Origin of the sequence: Microtetraspora malaysiensis (assembly GCF_050947145.1) — a bacterium.
GTDB classification, from domain to species: Bacteria; Actinomycetota; Actinomycetes; order Streptosporangiales; family Streptosporangiaceae; genus Microtetraspora_A; species Microtetraspora_A malaysiensis.
In genome coordinates this window covers 8,238,661-8,256,645 of the sequence record NZ_CP191998.1, presented here as the reverse complement: position 1 = coordinate 8,256,645, position 17,985 = coordinate 8,238,661, and the positions used below count along the sequence as shown (strand labels likewise).

The following is a 17,985-nucleotide window of genomic DNA, read 5'->3' as shown; positions in this document are numbered from 1 at the left end:
AGGCGGCGTGACGACGACGGACAGCGGCGCGCCGAACGGCCGGGACGGCTCGGGCGGCTCGGACGGCGGTTCGGGCGGAGGCTTACCCGGCGGGCCGGGTAAAGGATCGCCGGGCGGCTTACCGGGCCGCGGGGGGAGGGGCCGCACCCTCACCCGGCGCGGGCTCCTCGTCGGTCTCGGCGCGGCCGGCGGCGCGGGCGCGATGTACGCCGCGATGGGCGCGCTCGGCCTCGCCCCCGACCGGCAGACCAGGGACTACACCCCGCCCCGAAAGTCCGACTTCACCTTGAACGGCCGGGCCGGGGCCACGGTCGTGATCCTCGGCGCGGGCGTCGCCGGGCTCGCCTGCGCGTACGAGCTGGGCAAGGCGGGCTACGACTGCACGATCCTGGAAGCGCGCGACCAGGTCGGCGGGCGCAACCTCACGCTCCGGCGCGGCGACCGGCTTCCCGAGATCTCCGGGAAGACCCAGGAGGCGACGTTCGGCGAGGGTGTCTACTTCAACGCGGGCCCCGGCCGCATCGCCCAATGGATGATCACCCTCGACTACTGCCGGGAGCTGGGCGTCCCGATCGAGGTGTTCGTCAACGAGAACCCCAGCGCCTACGTCTACACGAGCGGGATGCGGGCCCCGCTCCGGGCGCGCACCGCCCGCGCGGACACCTACGGCTACATCAGCGAGCTGCTGGCCAAGGCGACCCACACCGGCGCGCTCGACCGGCGGCTGACCGCGCAGGACAAGGAGCTGCTGCTCGATTTCCTCTCCGCCTTCGGCGACATCGGCGACCGGTACGCGTACACGGGGACCGGGCGCAGGGGCGAGCCCGCGGGCTCGCCGCCGTCCCTGAGCGAGGTGCTCGGCTACCGGATCGGGCGGTCGGTGAGTTTCGGGCTCGCCTACGACCAGGCCATGCCGATGCTCCAGCCCGTGGGCGGCATGGACGCGATCGTTACCGGGCTCGTCAAGGCGGTCGGGGCGGACCGGATCCGCACCTCGGCCCCGGCCACCCGGATCACCAACCGCCCCGACGGCGTCGAGGTCGCGTACAAGGGCGGGTCGATCCGGGCGGACTACTGCGTCGCCGCGCTGCCGCCGCACATCCTCGCGCGGATCCCCGGCAACCTCGACCGCCGCACTGTGGACGCCCTGTCCACGCCGAAGCCGCTGCCCTCGGGCAAGATCGGCCTGGAGTACCGGACCCGCTGGTGGGAGGAACAGGATCACATCTACGGCGGCGTCACCGAGACCGACCTCGACGTCCAGCACATCTGGTACCCGTCGTACGGCTTCCACGGCCGGAGCGGCCTGATCGTCGGCTACTACAACACCGGAGCCGCCGCCGAGCTCTACGGAGGGCTCGCCCACCCCGAGCGGGAGCGGCGCGCGCTCGCCCAGGGCACGAAGATCCACGGCGGCAAGTACGGCCATGGGCTCCGCTCCAGCGTCTCCATCGCCTGGCATCGGCAGCCGCACATCGAGGGCGGCTGGGTCGGCTGGCCGTCGTACGAGGGCGGGTTCGCGCACCTGCAGAAACCCGACGGCAGGGTCTACTTCGCCGGGGACTGGCTCACCCATCTCGTCGCATGGCAGGCCGGATCGTTCGAGTCGGCCCGTAATGTGGTCACCCAACTGCACGACCGTGTGTTGAAGGAGTCGTAGATGCTCGACTGGGTGCCCGCCGCCGACCGCGTCGACCTGCTCGCCGCCCCCGTGGCGGAGACGGCGCCGCAGACCGGCGTGGAGCTGAAGGTCGCCGAGATCGATCCCGAACTGTCCGACACCGCCGCGTTCTGCGAGCGGTACGGCGTGGCCCTTGAGGACTCGGCCAACTGCGTCATCGTCGCGGGCAAGCGCGGCGGCGAGGTCCGGTACGCCGCCGTCATGATCCTCGCCGACGACCGGGCGGACGTGAACGGCGTGGTGCGCCGCCACCTCGACGTCCGCAAGGTCTCCTTCGCCCCGCAGGCGGAGGCGGTCGCGCTGACCGGCATGGAGTACGGCGGCATCACCCCGATCGGCCTCCCCGCGGACTGGCCGGTGCTGGTGGACGAGAAGGTGACTCAGCGGGACTTCATCGTGATCGGCAGCGGCGTGCGGCGCTCCAAGCTGGCGTTGTCCGGCAAGGCGCTGGTCGAGGCGACCGGCGCGGAGGTGCTCCCCATCGCCCTCTGACCGTTCCCGCGCGGATTTTGTGCCGGCGCGGGAAACCTGATGCCGCCGCCATACGTTGTCATGACCAGGAATGTGGCGCGTTGGTTCAGTCATGGACGGTGCTTTAGTCGGTATGGTGCTTACGCCATGAATCAGGACGACCGACTGGGCCCCTACCGGCTGCTACGGCGGCTCGGTGAAGGCGGCATGGGCGTGGTCCATCTCGCCCTGGATCCGCACGGGAGGCAGGTGGCCATCAAGGTCCTGCGCCCGGAGGTCACCCAGGACGACCTCGCGCGCAGGAGGCTCTCGCGCGAGGTCGAGACCATGCGGCGGGTGCGCAGCCCGCACATCGCGGAGGTCCTCGACGCCGACGTGACCGGCCGTCGGCCGTACATCGTGACCCGCTACGTGCCGGGCCGCCCGCTCGACGAGCTCGTCAAGCAGGACGGCCCGCTCCCCGTGGACGCCCTGCTGCGGGTGGGAGCCGGCGTGGCCGAGGCGCTCGCCGCCGTCCACGGGGCCGGGGTGATCCACCGCGACCTCAAGCCGGGCAACGTCCTCATGCTCGACGGGCGTCCGGTCCTGATCGACTTCGGCATCGCCCAGGGCGTCGACGCGACGCGGCTCACCCAGACCGGGATGTTCATCGGCACGCCCGGCTACCTCGCGCCCGAGATCATCGAAGGGCACGAGGCCGGGCCCGAGGTGGACGTGCACGCCTGGGGCGGCACGCTCCTCTACGCCGCCACCGGCCTGCCGCCCTTCGGCAAGGGCACACTGGAGATGATCTTCTACAACATCACCTCCGGCAAGGCCAACGTGAGCGCGGCCCCCGCGCTGATCCAGCCGGTGCTGCGCGCGGCGCTCCAGCGCAACCCGGCCAGGCGGCCGACCGCGGCCGACCTGAGCCGGCAGGTCACCCAGCTCATGCCGCGCGCCGGCAGGGTGCGCGTGCCCGACGAGATCTCCACGGTGCCGAACGTCGACGAGACGACCGGCCGTTCGATGCCCGTCACAGGTGCCGCCATGCGGCCGGCGCGTCCCGCGGAGGCCCGGCCCGCGCCACCCGCCGACCCGGTGGAGACCCAGCCCGCGCCGCCCGCGAATCCGGTGGCGACGCCGCCCGCCCAGCCGCCCGCGGAGGAGTTCGTCTCGCTGCTCGACCAGAGCGCGTCGCCCGGCGGGGCCGGCGACCCGTTCCCGACCGTGCGGGTGACCGGCGACGACCTGCGCCGGGCCGGTCTGTCCGCCACCGGCGCGCCTGCCGCGGACGACGCGCCCACGCGGTACGCGCCGCCGACGGGCCCGGCCACGACTCCGCCTCCCGCGGCGGCGAGCCCGGCGGCCCCGCCGTCCGGGACGCCCTGGGCGCCCACGCCCGCGACCGGCGAGACCGACGTGCCCACCCGCCGCGTGCGGCCCGAGGAGTTGCGCGGCGCGAACGGCCCGCAGGCGCTCTTCGAGCAGGCGCCCGAGATCTACGAGCAGACGCCGCAGGTCGGACAGCCGCATCCCCCGCCCTTCCAGCCGACCATGCGCGTGCCGCCGCCGCCGGTGGCCGCCGCCGGCTCCGCGCCCGCCACGCCGCTCCAGCGCTCCAAGGCGTACGGCGTGGCCGCCGCGATGCTGCTCCTCCTGGCGGTCGCCCTCACAGTGATCGCGCCGCTGCTCGTCACGGTGCTCGTGCTGCCGATCACGATCCTGCTCCGCGCCGCCGACATCGCGCAGCCCCAGCTGAACGCGCGCAGGCCGCCCGCGGCCGCGGCGACGGACGTGGTGCGCGTGCTCGGTCGGCCCGACGCGTTGCTCAAGTCGGTCGGCATCACGATCGCGCTGGTGCCGTACGCGCTGATCCTCGGTCTTCCGGTGACGCTGCTGCTCACTGTGCTCGTCACCAAGATGTCCACGCTCGACGCGCTCAGCTGGGGGATCGCGGTGGCACTCTGGACGGTATGCGCGGGGCCGGGAGTGGAGGGTCCGAGCAGGCAGGTGCGGCGCACGATCGCGTCGCTGCTGCCGACGAGAAGTGCGGCGACGGCGCTGGCTTGGGGGGCCGGAGCGGTCGCCGCGGCGGTGACGGCGATTGCGCTCACCGGGCTGATGGGTAAACAGACAGGGGGACACTTCATGGGTCCCGTCAACGTGCCCTCGGTGGTGCAGGACCTGAACCAGTTGCGTAACAAAGCAGGGAATCAGTGACGGGGGACGGACATGTCGGCGACTGAGGCTCCGGAGCGGATCGGCCCTTACCGGCTGCTTCGCCAGCTCGGCGAGGGCGGCATGGGGGTGGTCCACCTTGGCTTGGACGAGGAGGGGCGCCAGGTCGCGGTCAAGGTGCTGCACCAGCACGTCGCGTCCGACCTCAAGGCGCGCGACCGGCTCACCCGCGAGGTCGAGACCATGCGGCGGGTGCGCAGCCCGCGCGTGGCCGAGGTTCTCGACGCGGACCTGATCAGCGACACGCCCTACATCGTGACGCGGTACGCCCCCGGGCGCACGCTGGAGCAGGCCGTCCTCGAAGACGGCCCACTGCCGGATGACGACGTCATCCGGCTGGCCCGCGGCCTGTGCGAGGCGCTGGTCGCCATCCACGCCGCCGACGTCATCCACCGGGACCTCAAGCCGGCGAACGTGATGCTCGTGGGCGGCGAGCCGCTGGTGATCGACTTCGGCATCGCCCACCTGGTGAACGCCACCCGGCTGACCCAGACGGGCATGTTCGTCGGCACCCCCGGCTACCTCGCGCCCGAGATCATCAGAGACACCGAGATCACCCAGGCGGCCGACGTCCACGCGCTGGCCGCCACCGTTTTCTTCGCGGTCTCCGGCAAGCCGCCGTTCGGGTCGGGCACGTTCGAGTCGGTCTGCTACAACATCCTCGAAGGCAAGGCGCAGATCGATCTCGCGCCGGCGTGGCTGCACGACTGGATGCAGAAGGCGCTGGCCACCGACGCCACCACCCGTCCCACGGCCTCGTCGCTCCTGCGGCTGTCCCGGGCCCTCGACCCGTCCGTCACGGTTCTGCGCGAGGTCGCCCGCGACGGCGGCACCAAGATCCTCGACGCGTCCGCGCTCAACGGGAAAACGCCGGTGGACGGCACCCGGATGCTGGACGACGCCGCCGTCTCGGCCGCGCAGGGCAGGCCGTCCGCGGGACGGGACGACGACAGCTACTCCGACCTGCTGCCCCCGGTGAACTACGTCGAGCCGGAGCGGACGCGCAGGGAGCCGCGTCAGCCGAGGCAGGCCCCCGCCATCGTCCCGCCGCCCCTCAACGGGTACCCGCCGGGGCAGCCGCCGCCGTACCAGCCGGGGCCGTCCTACCCGCCGCCGTTCCCGGACCAGAGGGTCGCCGGCTATCCGCCGCCTCCCGCCACGGGCGCCGGGCCGCAGGTCGCCCCGCCTCCGCACGTCGCGCCGCCCGCCACCCAGACCGCGCCTCCCGTCCCGACCGGCCCGTCCGCGCAGGCCCGGCCGTACGCGCCGGAGCAGGAGCGGCCGCGCTACCGCACCGGGCACCCGATCCTGGCCGGGCTGCTGCTCACCGTCCTGGTGGCGCTGGCGTGCGTCCTGCCGGTGACCGTGAGCCTGTTCGCGATAGTGGCCGCGCTCTGCCTCCGGGTGGCGCACTATCTGCTCGGCGACCTCGCCGCGCGCCGGTCGGTACGCGGCAGCAGCGGGGCCGACCCGATCCTCGCCGTGCTGGGCACGCCGTGGGCGCTGATCAAGTCGGCCTTCGCGACACTCGTGCAGGTGCCGCTCGCCGCGATGTTCGGCATGTGTGTGTGGGGCGTTCTGGTCTACATGGGCAAGATGGGCACGGATCCGGCCGCGGCCTACGCGGCCGGCGCCTTCGTGGCCGGACTGTTCGTGCTCCCCGGCGGAGGCGCGCCGCGCAAGGCGGTCGCCCGCGCGCTGACCGGCGCGATCCGCAGCCCCGGCGCGGGCATGGTGGTCGCCCTCGTCGTCGGCACGGTGGCGTTCTTCGCGGTCATGACGGCGCTCTCCGCCGGCCCGTCCTGGGTTCCGTGGCGCCCGCCGTCCGTGGCCATCGACGACGTCGTCGGCAGCCTGAAGGCAAGGGGCCAGGACACCGTCGTCAACTTGATCGGCGGACTGATCGGGGACATCACGAAAAGGATCGGTGGGGCAGTTCTCCCTTTCTAGACCTAACCAGTCCTTAGAGAGTCCTTTGGGACCGGCCGGGCACCATGGAATGGGGGGGCGAAGGGAGCGGGATGGGGTCGCCGAACGGTGGACAGCTCGGGCCGTATCGCCTGCTATCCCAACTCGGGGCGGGCGGATTCGGCGAGGTTCACCTGGCGCTCGACACCGAGGGAAGGACCGTCGCCGTCAAGGTCCTCCACCCGCACGTCGCGGCCGACTCGCTCGCCCTCACCCGGCTGGCCCGCGAGGTCGAGACCATGCGCCGGGTGCGCGGGCCGCACATCGCCGAGGTCCTCGACGCCTCCCTGAGCGGGCAATATCCGTACATTGTGACGCGGTACGTCCAGGGCCGCCCGCTGAGCTCGGTGCTCGCCTCACACGGCCCGATCCAGGGTGAGGACCTGCTGCGGCTCGCGCGCGGCCTCGCCGAGGCGCTGGAGTCGATCCACCGCGCCGGCGTGGTCCACCGCGACCTCAAGCCGGCCAACGTGATCCTCGCCGACCACGAACCCTTCGTGATCGACTTCGGCATCGCCTGCGCCCAGGACGCGGCCTCGGTGACCGCGTCCGGTGCCGTGGTCGGCACCCCCGGCTACCTGTCCCCCGAGGTGCTGGAAGGCGCTGAGGCGGGGCCGGAGGCCGACGTGTTCGCCTGGGCCGCGACGCTCGCCTTCGCCGCCTCGGGGCGGCAGCCGTACGGGAGCGGACCGCCGGCGGCCGTCGCGTACCGCGTGGTGCACCATGAGCCGGACCTGTCGGGCGTGCCGGACTGGCTCGCCCCCCTGCTGCGGGAGGGTCTTCAGGAAGACCCGGGATCCCGGCCGGTCGCCGCCGAACTGGTGGCGCGGCTCGACTCGATCGCCCCCTCGGTCGCGGCCGCCGCGCCGCCCACCCCGGCGCCGCTGCTGGCCGCCCCCATACCCCACGACAGGGGGCCGGACAGGTACGACGGGGGGCCGTCGCGCAGGCATCACGCCGACCACGTCAGGGACAGGGACGCCGTGCCGACCGCGATCTCCGGCGAGACGACCCGGGAGTGGAAGCCCCGGCGGGTGAACAACCGGCTCAGATCGGTGGAGGAGGCACGCGCCCGCCACCGGGAGCGGATCCGCAGACGCTGGGTGATCGGCACCGGCGTCTTCGCCGGGCTGATCGCCGCCGCGGCGAGCCAGTACTTCCCCGAGGTCTCCCTCCTGATCCTCGTGCTGTACGGCCTGGGCGTGCTGATCGACGCCGGGTTCGGGCTGCTGGCGAAGTCGCGGACGAGAGTGCTCGTCGATCTGGCCGGCGGGGCGGGCGTGGTCGCGCTGTGGGCGGTGCTGAGCAGCGTCTTCAGCCCGCTCACCCTGCTGCTCGCGGTGGGCGGCGTCCTCTTCCTCCTCACGATCATCGCGCTCGCGAGTTGATGGGGCTTGGGGTGCCAGTACCCCGCCAAGGGTCGTGGAACAAAGTTCGGTAAGGTGAGAGAGCGGGTCGTCCGGTGATGAAGAGCACACCGGGCGGGGCCGTACATCCTGGAGGTTTGCAGCGAAACTACCCGCGGGTAACATGTGGAAGCATCGGGCGCCCCGCTCGCGCCCGAAGCACCCGATGTAATCCAGCTCACGGGTACCTGGCAGTCTGAGCGGGGACGCGCATACCCCATGCGCGGCCAGCGTAGAGCCGTACGGAAACGGGAGGTCGGCCACCGGCCATGAACATCGTCGTCTGCGTGAAGCAGGTCCCCGACACTGCGACCGAGCGTAAGTTGAGGCCCGATGACAAGACGCTCGACCGGGACGCCGTCGACGGCGTCGTGAACGAGCTCGACGAGTACGCGGTCGAGGAGGCGCTGCGGCTCAAGGAGGCTCACGGTGGTGAGGTGACCGTTCTCACCATGGGTCCCGCCAAGGCCACCGAGACCATCCGCAAGGCCCTCGCGATGGGGGCCGACAAGGCCGTCCACCTGAGCGATGACGCGCTGCACGGCTCGGACGCCCTGTCCACCTCGTACGCCATGGCCCAGGCCCTGAAGAAGATCGGGTTCGACCTGGTCATCCTCGGCTCTGAGTCCACCGACGCCCGCACCGGCGTGCTGGCGGCGATGCTCGCCGAGCGGCTGGGCGCCCCGCAGCTCACGCTGGCGCGCAAGGTCGAGGTCAACGGCTCCGCCATCGCCATCGAGCGGATCACCGACTACGGCTACGACAAGGTCGAGGCCACGCTCCCCGCCGTCGTCTCGGTCGTGGAGAAGATCAACGAGCCGCGATACCCGTCCTTCAAGGGCATCATGGCCGCCAAGAAGAAGCCGGTCGAGGCGCTCGGCATCGCTGATGCCTCCGTCGACGCCTCCGCCGTCGGCCTGGCCGCCGCCTACAGCGAGGTGGCCGAGTTCGCCGCCGCCCCGCCGCGCGCCGCGGGCACGATTGTCAAGGATGAGGGCGACGGCGGGGTCAAGGCCGCCGACTTCCTCGCGTCGAAGAAGTTCATCTGAGGGGCCCCGAGATGAGTGAGATCCTGGTTCTCGTCGAGCACGTCGACGGAGAGATCAAGAAGGTCACCCTCGAGCTGCTGACCCTGGCCCGCACGCTGGGCGAGCCGTCGGCGGTGTGGGCCGGCCCCGGCTGCGGTGACGCCGCCAAGGCCAAGCTGGCCGAGTACGGCGCGGACAAGATCTACGTCGCCGACAGCGACGAGGTCGTGAACTACGTGGTCGCCCCCAAGGCCGAGCTGCTGGCCCGGCTGGTGGCGGACAAGTCGCCCGCCGCCGTCCTCGTGGCCTCCACCATCGAGGGCAAGGAGGTCGCCGGCCGGCTCGCCGTCAAGACGGACTCCGGTGTGATCACCGATGCCGTCGGCCTCGGCGAGGGCTTCGTCGCCGACCAGTCGATCTTCGGTGGCGGCGTCAACGTCCGCAGCCGCGTGACCAAGGGCACCCCGATCGTGGCGGTGCGTCCCAACTCCACCGCTCCCGTCGCCGCCGCCGGCGCGGGCGCCGAGGAGAAGGTCGAGGTCGCCCCGTCCGAGGCCGCCCGTGCCGCGAAGATCGTGGAGCGGGTGAAGGAGGAGAAGGGCGCGCGTCCGGAGCTCACCGAGGCCGCGATCGTGGTCTCCGGTGGCCGTGGCGTCGGCTCCGCCGAGAACTTCGCCATCATCGAGAAGCTGGCCGACTCCCTCGGCGCGGCGGTCGGCGCCTCGCGTGCCGCCACGGACGCCAAGTGGTACCCGCACCAGTTCCAGGTCGGTCAGACCGGCAAGACGGTGTCGCCGCAGCTCTACATCGCGGCCGGCATCTCCGGCGCCATCCAGCACCGGGCCGGCATGCAGACCTCGAAGACGATCATCGTGGTCAACAAGGACCCCGAGGCCCCGATCTTCGAGATCGCCGACTTCGGCGTGGTGGGCGACCTCTTCCAGGTCGTGCCGCAGCTCACCGAAGAGATCGAGAAGCGCAAGTAAGCTCCACGAGATCTACGAGCTCGACGGAACGGCGCCGCACGCATCGCGTGCGGCGCCGTCGCCGTAATGGCCCCGTTCGTTCCGTGTTCCACTGCCGCACGCCGGGATCCCCGCAGGGTGTCGAGCGCGCGGGACCTCAGCGGGCGGAGCGCGGGGCGGCTCCCAGGGCGCCCGCGACGACGCCCGCCATGGCCGCGCCGCCGAGGAGGGCCGGGCCGTGCAGGTCCGCCAGTACGGCGAGCACGAGCCCCGTCGCCACGACGATCGCGGGAAACACCGGGAGCGGCAGCCGGTTCCGATGGGCGATCAGTTGCGCTCCCGCCGCGCCGATGACCGCCGTGGCGACGATCACGGTGACGGAGCCGGTGAAGATCCCGCCGACCAGGAGCAGGGCGTAGAAGGCCGCCACGGATCCGGCGAACCGGTCCGCCCGCCCGAGCGCGACGGCCACGGCCAGCCCACCGGCCAGGCCGCACACCCCGATGGAGTTGCCCGCGTCCACCAGGCCGAGCCACGTGCCCGCGGCCTGCCCCGCGGCCGCGCCCGCCAGATAGCAGGCGATCCAGCGGACGGGCCCGAGGGCGCGTTCGGCGATGACGCCGAGCACCAGGAGCGAGACGAGGTTGAAGGCGGCGCCGACCGGGCCGCCGCCCTGGACCAGGAGCGAGGTCCCGAGCCGCCACCACTCGCCGTCCGCGATGCGGGCGGGATCGCGCCGCAGCGCGGTCTCCAGCGAAGGGAGAGCGAACTGCAGCAGGCTCGGGACCGCGGTGACGGCGAACGCGGCCGCCGTGGCAGCGGGGAACTTCTTCACGCTCGAAAGCGTGTCAAAGTCCCCGCGGATCCGGCAGGGGGAGATGCAGTCATCTCCCCGGGACAAATGTCACTCAGGCCGCGACCGGCAGCCTCTCCTCGGTCTCCATGCGGAGCTCGGCGGGAGCCGTGCGGGCCCTGGAGAGGAAGCGGGTCGCGACGGCGATCAGGACGCCGAGGACGACCGCGGTCACCATCGCCACGCGCAGGGACGTCGCGCCGGACAGGAAGCCGATCACCACGGGGCCGAGCAGCAGTCCTGCGTATCCCATGGCCCCAGCCTGCGCGATCGCCGGGCCGGGGGTGTCGGTGACGGTCCCCGCCAGCGACATGGCCATCGGGGAGATCGTCGCCACGGCGATGCCGACGAAGAGCATCGCGGACAGGGCGACGACCGCCGACGGAGCGACGACGACCACGGTGAAGGTCGCCGCCGTGGCCAGCCCGGAGAAGCCCATCAAGCCCGCCGCGCCGAACCGCATCCTGAGCCGGTCACCGGACAGGCGCCCGAGCAGCATGCCCGCCTCGAAGATCGGGTAGCCGAGCGCGGCCAGGGACTCGGGCGCCATGAGGGTGTCCCGCAGGAACAGGCCGTTCCAGTCCGCGACCACGCCCTCGACCATGAACGCGCCGAAGGTGATCGCGCCGAGCAGGTAGACGATCCTCGGCATCCGGCGGCGCGGCCCCTGCGCCTCCTCGGCGGTGACCCGGTCGGCCAGGTACGTACGGCTCAGCGCCACGGACACGGGCAGCGCCAGCGCGGCGACGATCGCCAGGTGCGCGGTCAGGGACAGGCCCGCCGCGATGGCGGCGGTGCCGACCAGACCGGCCGAGATCGCCCCCACGCACCAGCCCGCGTGCATGCCGCTCATCAGCGGCCTGCCGTACGCGCGTTCGACGGTCGACCCCTGGGCGTTCATGGCGATGTCGACCGCGCCGAAGGCCATGCCGAACATGAAGGCGGCCCCGACGAGCAGAGGGAAGGACGGGGCGAGCCCGACCAGCAGCAGCGTCGCCGCGCACAGGGGAGCGGCGACGCGCAGCACGCCTCCGCTGCCCGCTCTGGCCATGATCCCGCGCATTGACTGCATGGCCAGCAGCGCGCCGAGACCCCACGCGAGTAGCGCGAGGCCGACCGACGACTCGGGGATGCCGAGTTTGTCGGTCAAAGCGGGGATACGCACAGTAAACGTCCCGCAAAGCAAGCCGCCGAGCACGAAGGTGAGGATCGCCCCCCAGCGGGCCGTCCTCAAAGCGCGGGTCATTACAGGCTCCTATCTCAGTTGCGCGGAGGTCTCCAGGGGAGGAGAGCGTCGCGAGTTCCGGGTTCCAGGGGATGGAAGGGGTGGGGAGTGCGGCCATGGGCCGGATGGGTCAGGCGGCCCGAGATCGTTCGGGGTCCGCCTTGACGCGCGTCCAAGAACGTTCAATCACGTTCAGGTTCGAACGCGTTTACGTGCGTTCGAGCGCGCGGTGGAATGCGGGCGAACGTCGTCCGGCCTCGATCGGGGATCGAGGCGGGCGCGGTTCGCCGGTGGACGGCTGGAGGGGGTTAGAGAAGGTCGAGCAGGCGGCGGCGCAGCTCGGTGTACTCGAGCAGATCCGGCACGTGAGTGGCGACGTCCCAGATGCCCTCACAGGCGAGCCGTACGATCCGGGACATCCCCGGGTCGGGCTCACGGTCCAGGTCCTGGCTATGCCAGCGGGCCATCGCCTCGCGTAGCGGCACGAGGAGCGTGGGGTCGCCCGCCGCGCCGGTCACCACGGCCCATCGTCGGAGCCGGCCACTCTCGACGGCCTGGAAGGTCGCTTTGAGATAAGCCGTGGTGTAGTCGCTCTCGCTCTGCGCCTCGATGAGCGCGTCGAACTCGGCGATCAGCCGCTCGATCAGGCCCTTGATCAGGGCTTCTTTGGTGCCGAAGTGATAGAGAAGGCCGCCTTTGCTGACGCCGGCGCGCTCAGCCACCGCGGCCAGGGTGAGGCCCTGGGCCCCCTGGTCGCAGAGCAGGCTCTCCGCCGCATCCAACAAGTCGTCTCTTCTCACTCTGGTTACTGTACCGTCTGGACGGTTCAGCTGGCAATCCGGGGGGTGGCCTTGCCAGGGGCGCGGTTAGGCTTAGTTGGCTGAGGACAGATCGGGAGGGGTCGTGGGAACCGCCTATCTTGACCATGCCGCCACCACGCCGATGCTGCCCGAGGCAGTGGAGGCCATGACCGCGCAGCTCGGTCAGGTCGGCAACGCCTCGTCGCTGCACGCGTCCGGTCGCCGCACCCGCCGGGTGGTGGAGGAGTCGCGGGAGACCATCGCGAGCGCGGTGGGCGCCCGGCCCAGCGAGGTCGTCTTCACTTCGGGAGGCACCGAGGCGGACAATCTGGCGATCAAGGGGCTGTTCTGGGCGCGGAAACGCCGGCGCGTCCTGATCAGCGCGATCGAGCACCACGCCGCCCTCGACCCCGCCCACTGGCTGGGTGACCGGCACGGCGCCGTCGTCGAACTGCTGGAGGTCGACGAGCGCGGCCTGGTCCACCCCGAGACACTGCGCGCGGCCATCGCCCGCGACCCCGGCGACGTGGCCCTCGTCAGCGTGATGTGGGCCAACAACGAGGTCGGGACGATCCAGCCGATCCAGGTCCTCGCCGCCATCGCGCACGACCACGGCATCCCGTTCCACACCGACGCGGTGCAGGCGCTCGGCCAGTTGCCCGTCTCGTTCGCCGAGTCGGGGGTGGACGCCATGACGATCTCCGGGCACAAGGTGGGCGGTCCCATGGGCGTCGGGGCGCTGCTGCTGGCCCGGGGCATCGACCCCGAGCCCGTGCTGCACGGCGGCGGCCAGGAGCGCGACGTACGCTCAGGGACGCTCGACGCGCCCGCCATCGCGGGTTTCGCGGCGGCCGTCGAGACCGCGGTCAAGCACCGCGAGGTCACCGCCGAGCGGCTCACCGCCCTCCGCGACGACCTGATCGAGCGGGTACGGCAAGCCGTGCCGGACGTCATCCTCAACGGCGATCCGGTGAACCGGCTGCCCGGAAACGCGCACTTCTCGTTCCCGGGGTGCGAGGGCGACGCCCTGCTCATGCTCCTGGACGCCAAGGGGGTGGAGTGCTCGACCGGCTCCGCCTGCTCGGCGGGGGTGGCTCAGCCGTCCCACGTCCTGATCGCCATGGGGCAGGACAGCGCGCGCGCCCGCGGCTCGCTGCGCTTCTCGCTCGGGCACACCTCCACGAAGGCGGACGTGGACCGCCTCGCCGAGGTGATCGGCAACGTCGTCGAGCGCGCCCGCCGCGCCGGACTCACCTGAGCACCTCACTCATCACGGCACCCAACCACCACGCCCCGAGCCCGCGCGAGCACCATCCAGCGTCACGGCGCCCAACCATCGCGCTCGGGGCGCGGCGGTGTCTGGACTGAGGAGCGAGTGGGCCCGCGCGAGTGCCTGTGATCATTACGGCGCCGGACCATCACGCTCGGGGCGCGGCGGTGTCTGGACTGAGGAACGAGTGGGGAGCGAGGGACGAGCGACTCCGAGTGACGAGGGAAGACATCGACTGAGGGCGCCCCGAGCCCGCGCGAGCGGAGCGAGCGCAATAGACGCAGTGACGAGGGAAGACATCGACTGAGGGCGCCCCGAGCCGCGCGAGCGAAGCGAGCGCCATAAGCGCTGTCAGGTCAGGAAGTGCGCGACCGCGCTCCATGAGGGGTCGCTGTCGGCGTCGATCCAGGTTTGGCCCTCGTCCCAGCCGGACACCAGCTCCTGGATCCGGCTGGCGGCGTCGCTCGCCGGGTCGGCGTAGACGTGGAGTACTCGGGTGCCCTCCGCGCTCAGGTGCGCGACGAGAGCGGCACAGCCGTCCGCCTTGAGCCGGGCACTCAGCCGCTCCTCGAAGTCGCGCAGCGCGTCGAGCGAGGCGCCTGTGGGCTGCCCGTTCTCGTCGGCGTTCACGTACGGCAGCGTGACGCCGATGTGCTGGTCGAAGAGCGGGTGATCGACCGGACGGAGCGGGTAGAGCGCGGCGGCGGTCAGAGGGCGGCCGCCGGCGGTCTGGCCCTCCAGCAGAGCCCACTGCTCGTTGCGGAAACCGTCGGCGACGTCGGCGACCACGGCGGGGAGGTGGATCGCGGGGATCGCGTCGATCGGCTCGAACTCGGCCGCCACGATGTCGCCGACCCAGCGGGCCACCTCGTCCTCGCCGAGCAGCCGGTCGAGGGCGAGAAGGGTGACGTCCATCCGTGTCTCGTCATCCACATCCGGAAATATCGGATGAAATGCCGAAACGTCCACGCGAGGTGTCCCCGGTGGCACCCGCAGGCCGAGCACCAGCCGGTCGATGCCGAACGGCCGGCCCGCGACCTGCGTTGTGAACTCCGCCGCGAGCGGATCAGCCTGGCGCGACGGATGGAACTCCCACTCGGGATCGGCAGGCGCAGCCAGCGCCCACCGATGGGCGAAGGAGCGCAGCTCGGGGTCGCCTGCGGCACTGACCACCAGGGCGCGCGGTGCCGTGAGCCCCGCGACGATCTCCCAGACCAACGACGGGTGCAGCGCGGCGACGGCCCCGCCGATCGTCTCGTCGAGGCGCGCGGTGTCTCCCGCCTCGACCAGTGCGTCGATCTCGGGACGGGCGTCCCGCCACCAGGTCCAGAACTCCGTTATGGCCTCGGCCGGGTCCACCGGCTCGCTCTTGCGGCCGAACAGTCGCATGACCGCCGATCTTTTCAGGTCCCCACGCCGGGTGCCAACGCGGGAGCTGTGTCTATTTGCGCTCGCTCCGCTCGCGCGGGCTCGGGGCGCCTTGAGTCGATGTCTTCCCTCGTCACTCGGGGCTTCGTCCCTCAGCCCGCTCGTTCCTCAGTCCAGACACCGCCGCGCCCCTCTGCGCTTATTGGCCTCGCTTCGCTCGGCGGGCTCGGGGCGCCTTGAGTCGATGTCTTCCCTCGTCACTCGGGGCTTCGTCCCTCAGCCCGCTCGTTCCTCAGTCCAGACACCGCCGCGCCCCGAGCGTGATGGTTGGGCGTCGTGATGATTGACGGCGCTCGCGCGGGCTCGGGGCGCCCCCTAGCTGTCGTGTGTGCGGCCGATCGAGGGGGCGTCGGAGGCGGGTAGCCTGAAGGCCTATGGCTCTTCGTGTGCTGGCCGCCATGTCCGGCGGCGTCGACTCCGCGGTGGCCGCCGCTCGCATCGCCGAGGCAGGCCACGACGTCACCGGCGTCCACCTCGCCCTGTCGTCCAACCCGCAGTCCTACCGGACCGGCGCGCGGGGCTGTTGCACGATCGAGGACTCCAGGGACGCGCGGCGCGCGGCCGACGTGATCGGCATCCCCTTCTACATCTGGGACATGGCCGAGCGGTTCCACCGCGACGTCGTCGAGGACTTCGTCAACGAATACGCCGCCGGCCGTACGCCGAACCCCTGCCTGCGCTGCAACGAGAAGATCAAGTTCGAGGCGGTGCTCGATCGGGCGCTCGCGCTCGGATTCGACGCGGTCGCCACCGGTCATTACGCGCGCCTGGTCGACGGTGTGCTCAGCCGGTCGGTCGATCCGGCCAAGGACCAGTCGTACGTCCTCGGCGTGCTCACCAGGGAGCAGCTTTCCCACGCGATCTTCCCGTTGGGCGACTCCACCAAGGCGCAGGTGCGCGAGGAGGCCGCCCGCAGGGGGCTGACGGTGGCCGACAAGCCGGACAGCCACGACATCTGCTTCATCGCCGACGGCAACACGCGGGCCTTCCTCGCCGACCGCCTCGGGTCCGCCGAAGGGCCCATCGTCGACGCGCTCTCCGGTGAGGTCGTCGGCACCCACGCGGGCGCGTACGGCTACACCGTCGGGCAGCGCAAGGGCCTGCACATCGATCGTCCGGCGTCCGACGGACGGCCCCGGTACGTGCTGTCGGTCGAGCCGGTCTCGAACACCGTGACCGTCGGCCCGCGCACCGCGCTCGAGGTCACCTCGATCGTCGCGACCCGGCCCGTCTGGAACGGCCCTTCGGGCGAGCCGCGAGAGCCGATCGCCGGCTCGGTGCAGTTGCGCGCGCACGGCGAGGTGTACGGCTGCCGCGCTCAGCTCTCCGGCGCCGACCTGCACATTCACCTGGACGCCCCGGCCACGGGGGTCGCCGCGGGCCAGGGCGCCGTGCTGTACGACGGCGACACCGTGATCGGCTCGGCCACCATCGCCTCGGCGTCCTGAGTCCCTTCACCGGACTCCAGAGGACGTATGGCGCGGCCGCGGGCCGCATGGCGGTCCGGTGCGAGCCGTCTTGTCCCGTGTGCCCGAGGAGAGAGTCGGCCGGGCACACGGGCGGGGCGGGCTACGGCCGCTTCACGCCAGGTCGACGGACTCGCCGACGGGAACGCGCCGGATGTCGGCCTTCTGCTTGTCTGCCTCGGCGCCGAGCCAGCCGTCGATCAACTTCTGGCCGAACTCGTTCACCAGCCCGTCGTGCGTCGAGTACGCCCGAGCCGGACGCACCTCGCGCAGGTACTCCACCGTCTCCCTCAGCTTGAGCCAGGGCGCGTTGGTGGGGACGAGCAGGGTCGGCACCTCCACGCCCGGCGAGGTCAGCGCGTCACCGGGGTAGAACACCTCCTCGTCGACCAGGAAGCCGACATTCTGGACTACCGGAATGTCCGGGTGGTTGAGGGCGTGCCATTCGCCGATCACCTTCACGCCGAACCCGGCCGTGGTGAACGTGTCGCCGTCCCGCACCACCTGGACCTTCGCCGGGATCTCGCCGAACTGGTCCGCCACCGCCTGGCAGGTCCAGATCTCCAGATCCGGGCTCGCGGCACGCAGCAGGTCCGTGTCGACGTGATCGAAGTGTTCGTGCGTGATGAGGACGGCGTTCGCCCCGTCGAGGAGCCCTTCCCCGCTGAAGGCGCCCGGGTCGATCACCAGGGTCGCGTCGTCCTTCTCCAGCCGCCAGCAGGCGTGGCCGAGTTTGGTGAGTCTCATCGCAAACCTCCGAGGAAACCTCCGCCTTCGGGCGGAGGAGGAATTGGACTCCCTGCAGGGCGGGACAAAGGTAGACGATCCGCCATAAATCGAACAGGTGTACGATTCATGGCTGATCGCGTGACAGGGTGTGCGGCATGGCGCAGATCGTGAAGCGGGCCTACAAGTACCGCTTCTCCCCGACCCCCGGGCAGGTCGCCGAGACTCCTGCAGCGCCTTGTTGTAGACCAGGCGCACACACCCGAATGTCCGGGCAAGACTGTATGTCCGGCAGTGGGAGTGCGCCTGCGGCGTGGTCCACGACCGGGACGTGAACGCAGCAAAGAACATCTTGGCCGCCGGGCTGGCGGACAAGTAAACCGCCTGTGGAGCTGGGGTAGGACCTCAACGAGAGACCTCTCGGACGGGGCGCCCGGCGGTGAAGCAGGAAGCCTGACCGGTGACGGTCGGAATCCCC

General features: G+C 71.6%; 14 protein-coding genes and 1 pseudogene. 10 read left to right on the top strand and 5 right to left on the bottom strand.

Features of this window, described 5'->3' with window-relative positions; genetic code table 11:
- Nucleotides 1-7 precede the first annotated feature (7 nt).
- From ACQP1V_RS38540 to ACQP1V_RS38510, 7 genes are all read left to right on the top strand, one after another.
- On the top strand, nt 8-1,660 hold the full coding sequence (locus tag ACQP1V_RS38540) for a flavin monoamine oxidase family protein (protein ID WP_433415811.1): 1,653 nt from the start codon (nt 8-10) through the stop codon (nt 1,658-1,660).
- A complete protein-coding gene (locus ACQP1V_RS38535; RefSeq protein WP_433415808.1) occupies nt 1,661-2,173 on the top strand; it encodes a YbaK/EbsC family protein in 513 nt (170 codons plus the stop codon).
- A 126-nt stretch (nt 2,174-2,299) separates the two neighbouring features.
- Nucleotides 2,300-4,354: a protein kinase domain-containing protein gene (locus ACQP1V_RS38530; protein WP_433415806.1), complete on the top strand. Its 2,055-nt coding sequence runs from the start codon at nt 2,300-2,302 to the stop codon at nt 4,352-4,354.
- Nucleotides 4,355-4,366: 12 nt separating this feature from the next.
- A complete protein-coding gene (locus ACQP1V_RS38525; protein ID WP_433415803.1) occupies nt 4,367-6,322 on the top strand; it encodes a serine/threonine-protein kinase in 1,956 nt (651 codons plus the stop codon).
- Nucleotides 6,323-6,393: 71 nt separating this feature from the next.
- Nucleotides 6,394-7,728: a serine/threonine-protein kinase gene (locus ACQP1V_RS38520; protein ID WP_433415800.1), complete on the top strand. Its 1,335-nt coding sequence runs from the start codon at nt 6,394-6,396 to the stop codon at nt 7,726-7,728.
- 287 nt (nt 7,729-8,015) lie between these two features.
- Nucleotides 8,016-8,795 carry an electron transfer flavoprotein subunit beta/FixA family protein gene (locus tag ACQP1V_RS38515; protein ID WP_067125576.1) on the top strand — a complete coding sequence of 260 codons (780 nt, stop codon included), beginning with the start codon at nt 8,016-8,018 and terminating at the stop codon, nt 8,793-8,795.
- 11 nt (nt 8,796-8,806) lie between these two features.
- A complete protein-coding gene (locus ACQP1V_RS38510; protein WP_067125573.1) occupies nt 8,807-9,760 on the top strand; it encodes an electron transfer flavoprotein subunit alpha/FixB family protein in 954 nt (317 codons plus the stop codon).
- Nucleotides 9,761-9,896: 136 nt separating this feature from the next.
- Here ACQP1V_RS38510 and ACQP1V_RS38505 read toward each other — a convergent pair whose 3' ends face one another.
- The 3 genes from ACQP1V_RS38505 to ACQP1V_RS38495 form a co-directional block, all read right to left on the bottom strand.
- Complete coding sequence (locus ACQP1V_RS38505) at nt 9,897-10,574, bottom strand: rhomboid family intramembrane serine protease (protein ID WP_387414977.1); 678 nt, start codon at nt 10,572-10,574, stop codon at nt 9,897-9,899.
- A gap of 73 nt (nt 10,575-10,647) precedes the next feature.
- The gene (locus ACQP1V_RS38500; RefSeq protein ID WP_433415795.1) at nt 10,648-11,742 is read right to left on the bottom strand and encodes an MFS transporter; all 1,095 of its coding nucleotides are present in this window, start codon (nt 11,740-11,742) and stop codon (nt 10,648-10,650) included.
- A 383-nt stretch (nt 11,743-12,125) separates the two neighbouring features.
- The gene (locus tag ACQP1V_RS38495; protein ID WP_433415792.1) at nt 12,126-12,617 is read right to left on the bottom strand and encodes a TetR/AcrR family transcriptional regulator; all 492 of its coding nucleotides are present in this window, start codon (nt 12,615-12,617) and stop codon (nt 12,126-12,128) included.
- 103 nt (nt 12,618-12,720) lie between these two features.
- Between ACQP1V_RS38495 and ACQP1V_RS38490 the strand changes: the two genes are divergently transcribed.
- Nucleotides 12,721-13,875 carry a cysteine desulfurase family protein gene (locus tag ACQP1V_RS38490; RefSeq protein ID WP_084258347.1) on the top strand — a complete coding sequence of 385 codons (1,155 nt, stop codon included), beginning with the start codon at nt 12,721-12,723 and terminating at the stop codon, nt 13,873-13,875.
- A 363-nt stretch (nt 13,876-14,238) separates the two neighbouring features.
- Here the strand turns inward: ACQP1V_RS38490 and ACQP1V_RS38485 are convergent, their stop codons facing one another.
- Complete coding sequence (locus ACQP1V_RS38485) at nt 14,239-15,276, bottom strand: DUF695 domain-containing protein (RefSeq protein ID WP_433415790.1); 1,038 nt, start codon at nt 15,274-15,276, stop codon at nt 14,239-14,241.
- Nucleotides 15,277-15,689: 413 nt separating this feature from the next.
- On the opposite strand from ACQP1V_RS38485, the gene mnmA reads away from it, so the two are divergent.
- Nucleotides 15,690-16,763 carry a tRNA 2-thiouridine(34) synthase MnmA gene (gene mnmA / locus ACQP1V_RS38480; protein ID WP_433415787.1) on the top strand — a complete coding sequence of 358 codons (1,074 nt, stop codon included), beginning with the start codon at nt 15,690-15,692 and terminating at the stop codon, nt 16,761-16,763.
- Nucleotides 16,764-16,895: 132 nt separating this feature from the next.
- On the opposite strand, the gene ACQP1V_RS38475 is transcribed toward mnmA, so the two are convergent.
- The gene (locus tag ACQP1V_RS38475; RefSeq protein WP_433426098.1) at nt 16,896-17,528 is read right to left on the bottom strand and encodes an MBL fold metallo-hydrolase; all 633 of its coding nucleotides are present in this window, start codon (nt 17,526-17,528) and stop codon (nt 16,896-16,898) included.
- A 250-nt stretch (nt 17,529-17,778) separates the two neighbouring features.
- Here ACQP1V_RS38475 and ACQP1V_RS38470 point away from each other — a divergent pair.
- Nucleotides 17,779-17,964: pseudogene (locus tag ACQP1V_RS38470) on the top strand (zinc ribbon domain-containing protein); the annotation flags it as partial.
- Nucleotides 17,965-17,985: the final 21 nt, after the last annotated feature.

Excerpts from the sequence above, each read along its gene's own strand:
- ACQP1V_RS38535 (WP_433415808.1), top strand. The coding sequence starts at position 1,661 with ATGCTCGACTGGGTGCCCGCCGCCGACCGCGTCGACCTGCTCGCCGCC.
- ACQP1V_RS38530 (WP_433415806.1), top strand. The coding sequence starts at position 2,300 with ATGAATCAGGACGACCGACTGGGCCCCTACCGGCTGCTACGGCGGCTC.
- ACQP1V_RS38525 (WP_433415803.1), top strand. The coding sequence starts at position 4,367 with ATGTCGGCGACTGAGGCTCCGGAGCGGATCGGCCCTTACCGGCTGCTT.
- ACQP1V_RS38520 (WP_433415800.1), top strand. The coding sequence starts at position 6,394 with ATGGGGTCGCCGAACGGTGGACAGCTCGGGCCGTATCGCCTGCTATCC.
- ACQP1V_RS38515 (WP_067125576.1), top strand. The coding sequence starts at position 8,016 with ATGAACATCGTCGTCTGCGTGAAGCAGGTCCCCGACACTGCGACCGAG.
- ACQP1V_RS38510 (WP_067125573.1), top strand. The coding sequence starts at position 8,807 with ATGAGTGAGATCCTGGTTCTCGTCGAGCACGTCGACGGAGAGATCAAG.
- ACQP1V_RS38485 (WP_433415790.1), bottom strand. The coding sequence starts at position 15,276 with ATGCGACTGTTCGGCCGCAAGAGCGAGCCGGTGGACCCGGCCGAGGCC.
- mnmA (WP_433415787.1), top strand. The coding sequence starts at position 15,690 with ATGGCTCTTCGTGTGCTGGCCGCCATGTCCGGCGGCGTCGACTCCGCG.
- ACQP1V_RS38475 (WP_433426098.1), bottom strand. The coding sequence starts at position 17,528 with ATGAGACTCACCAAACTCGGCCACGCCTGCTGGCGGCTGGAGAAGGAC.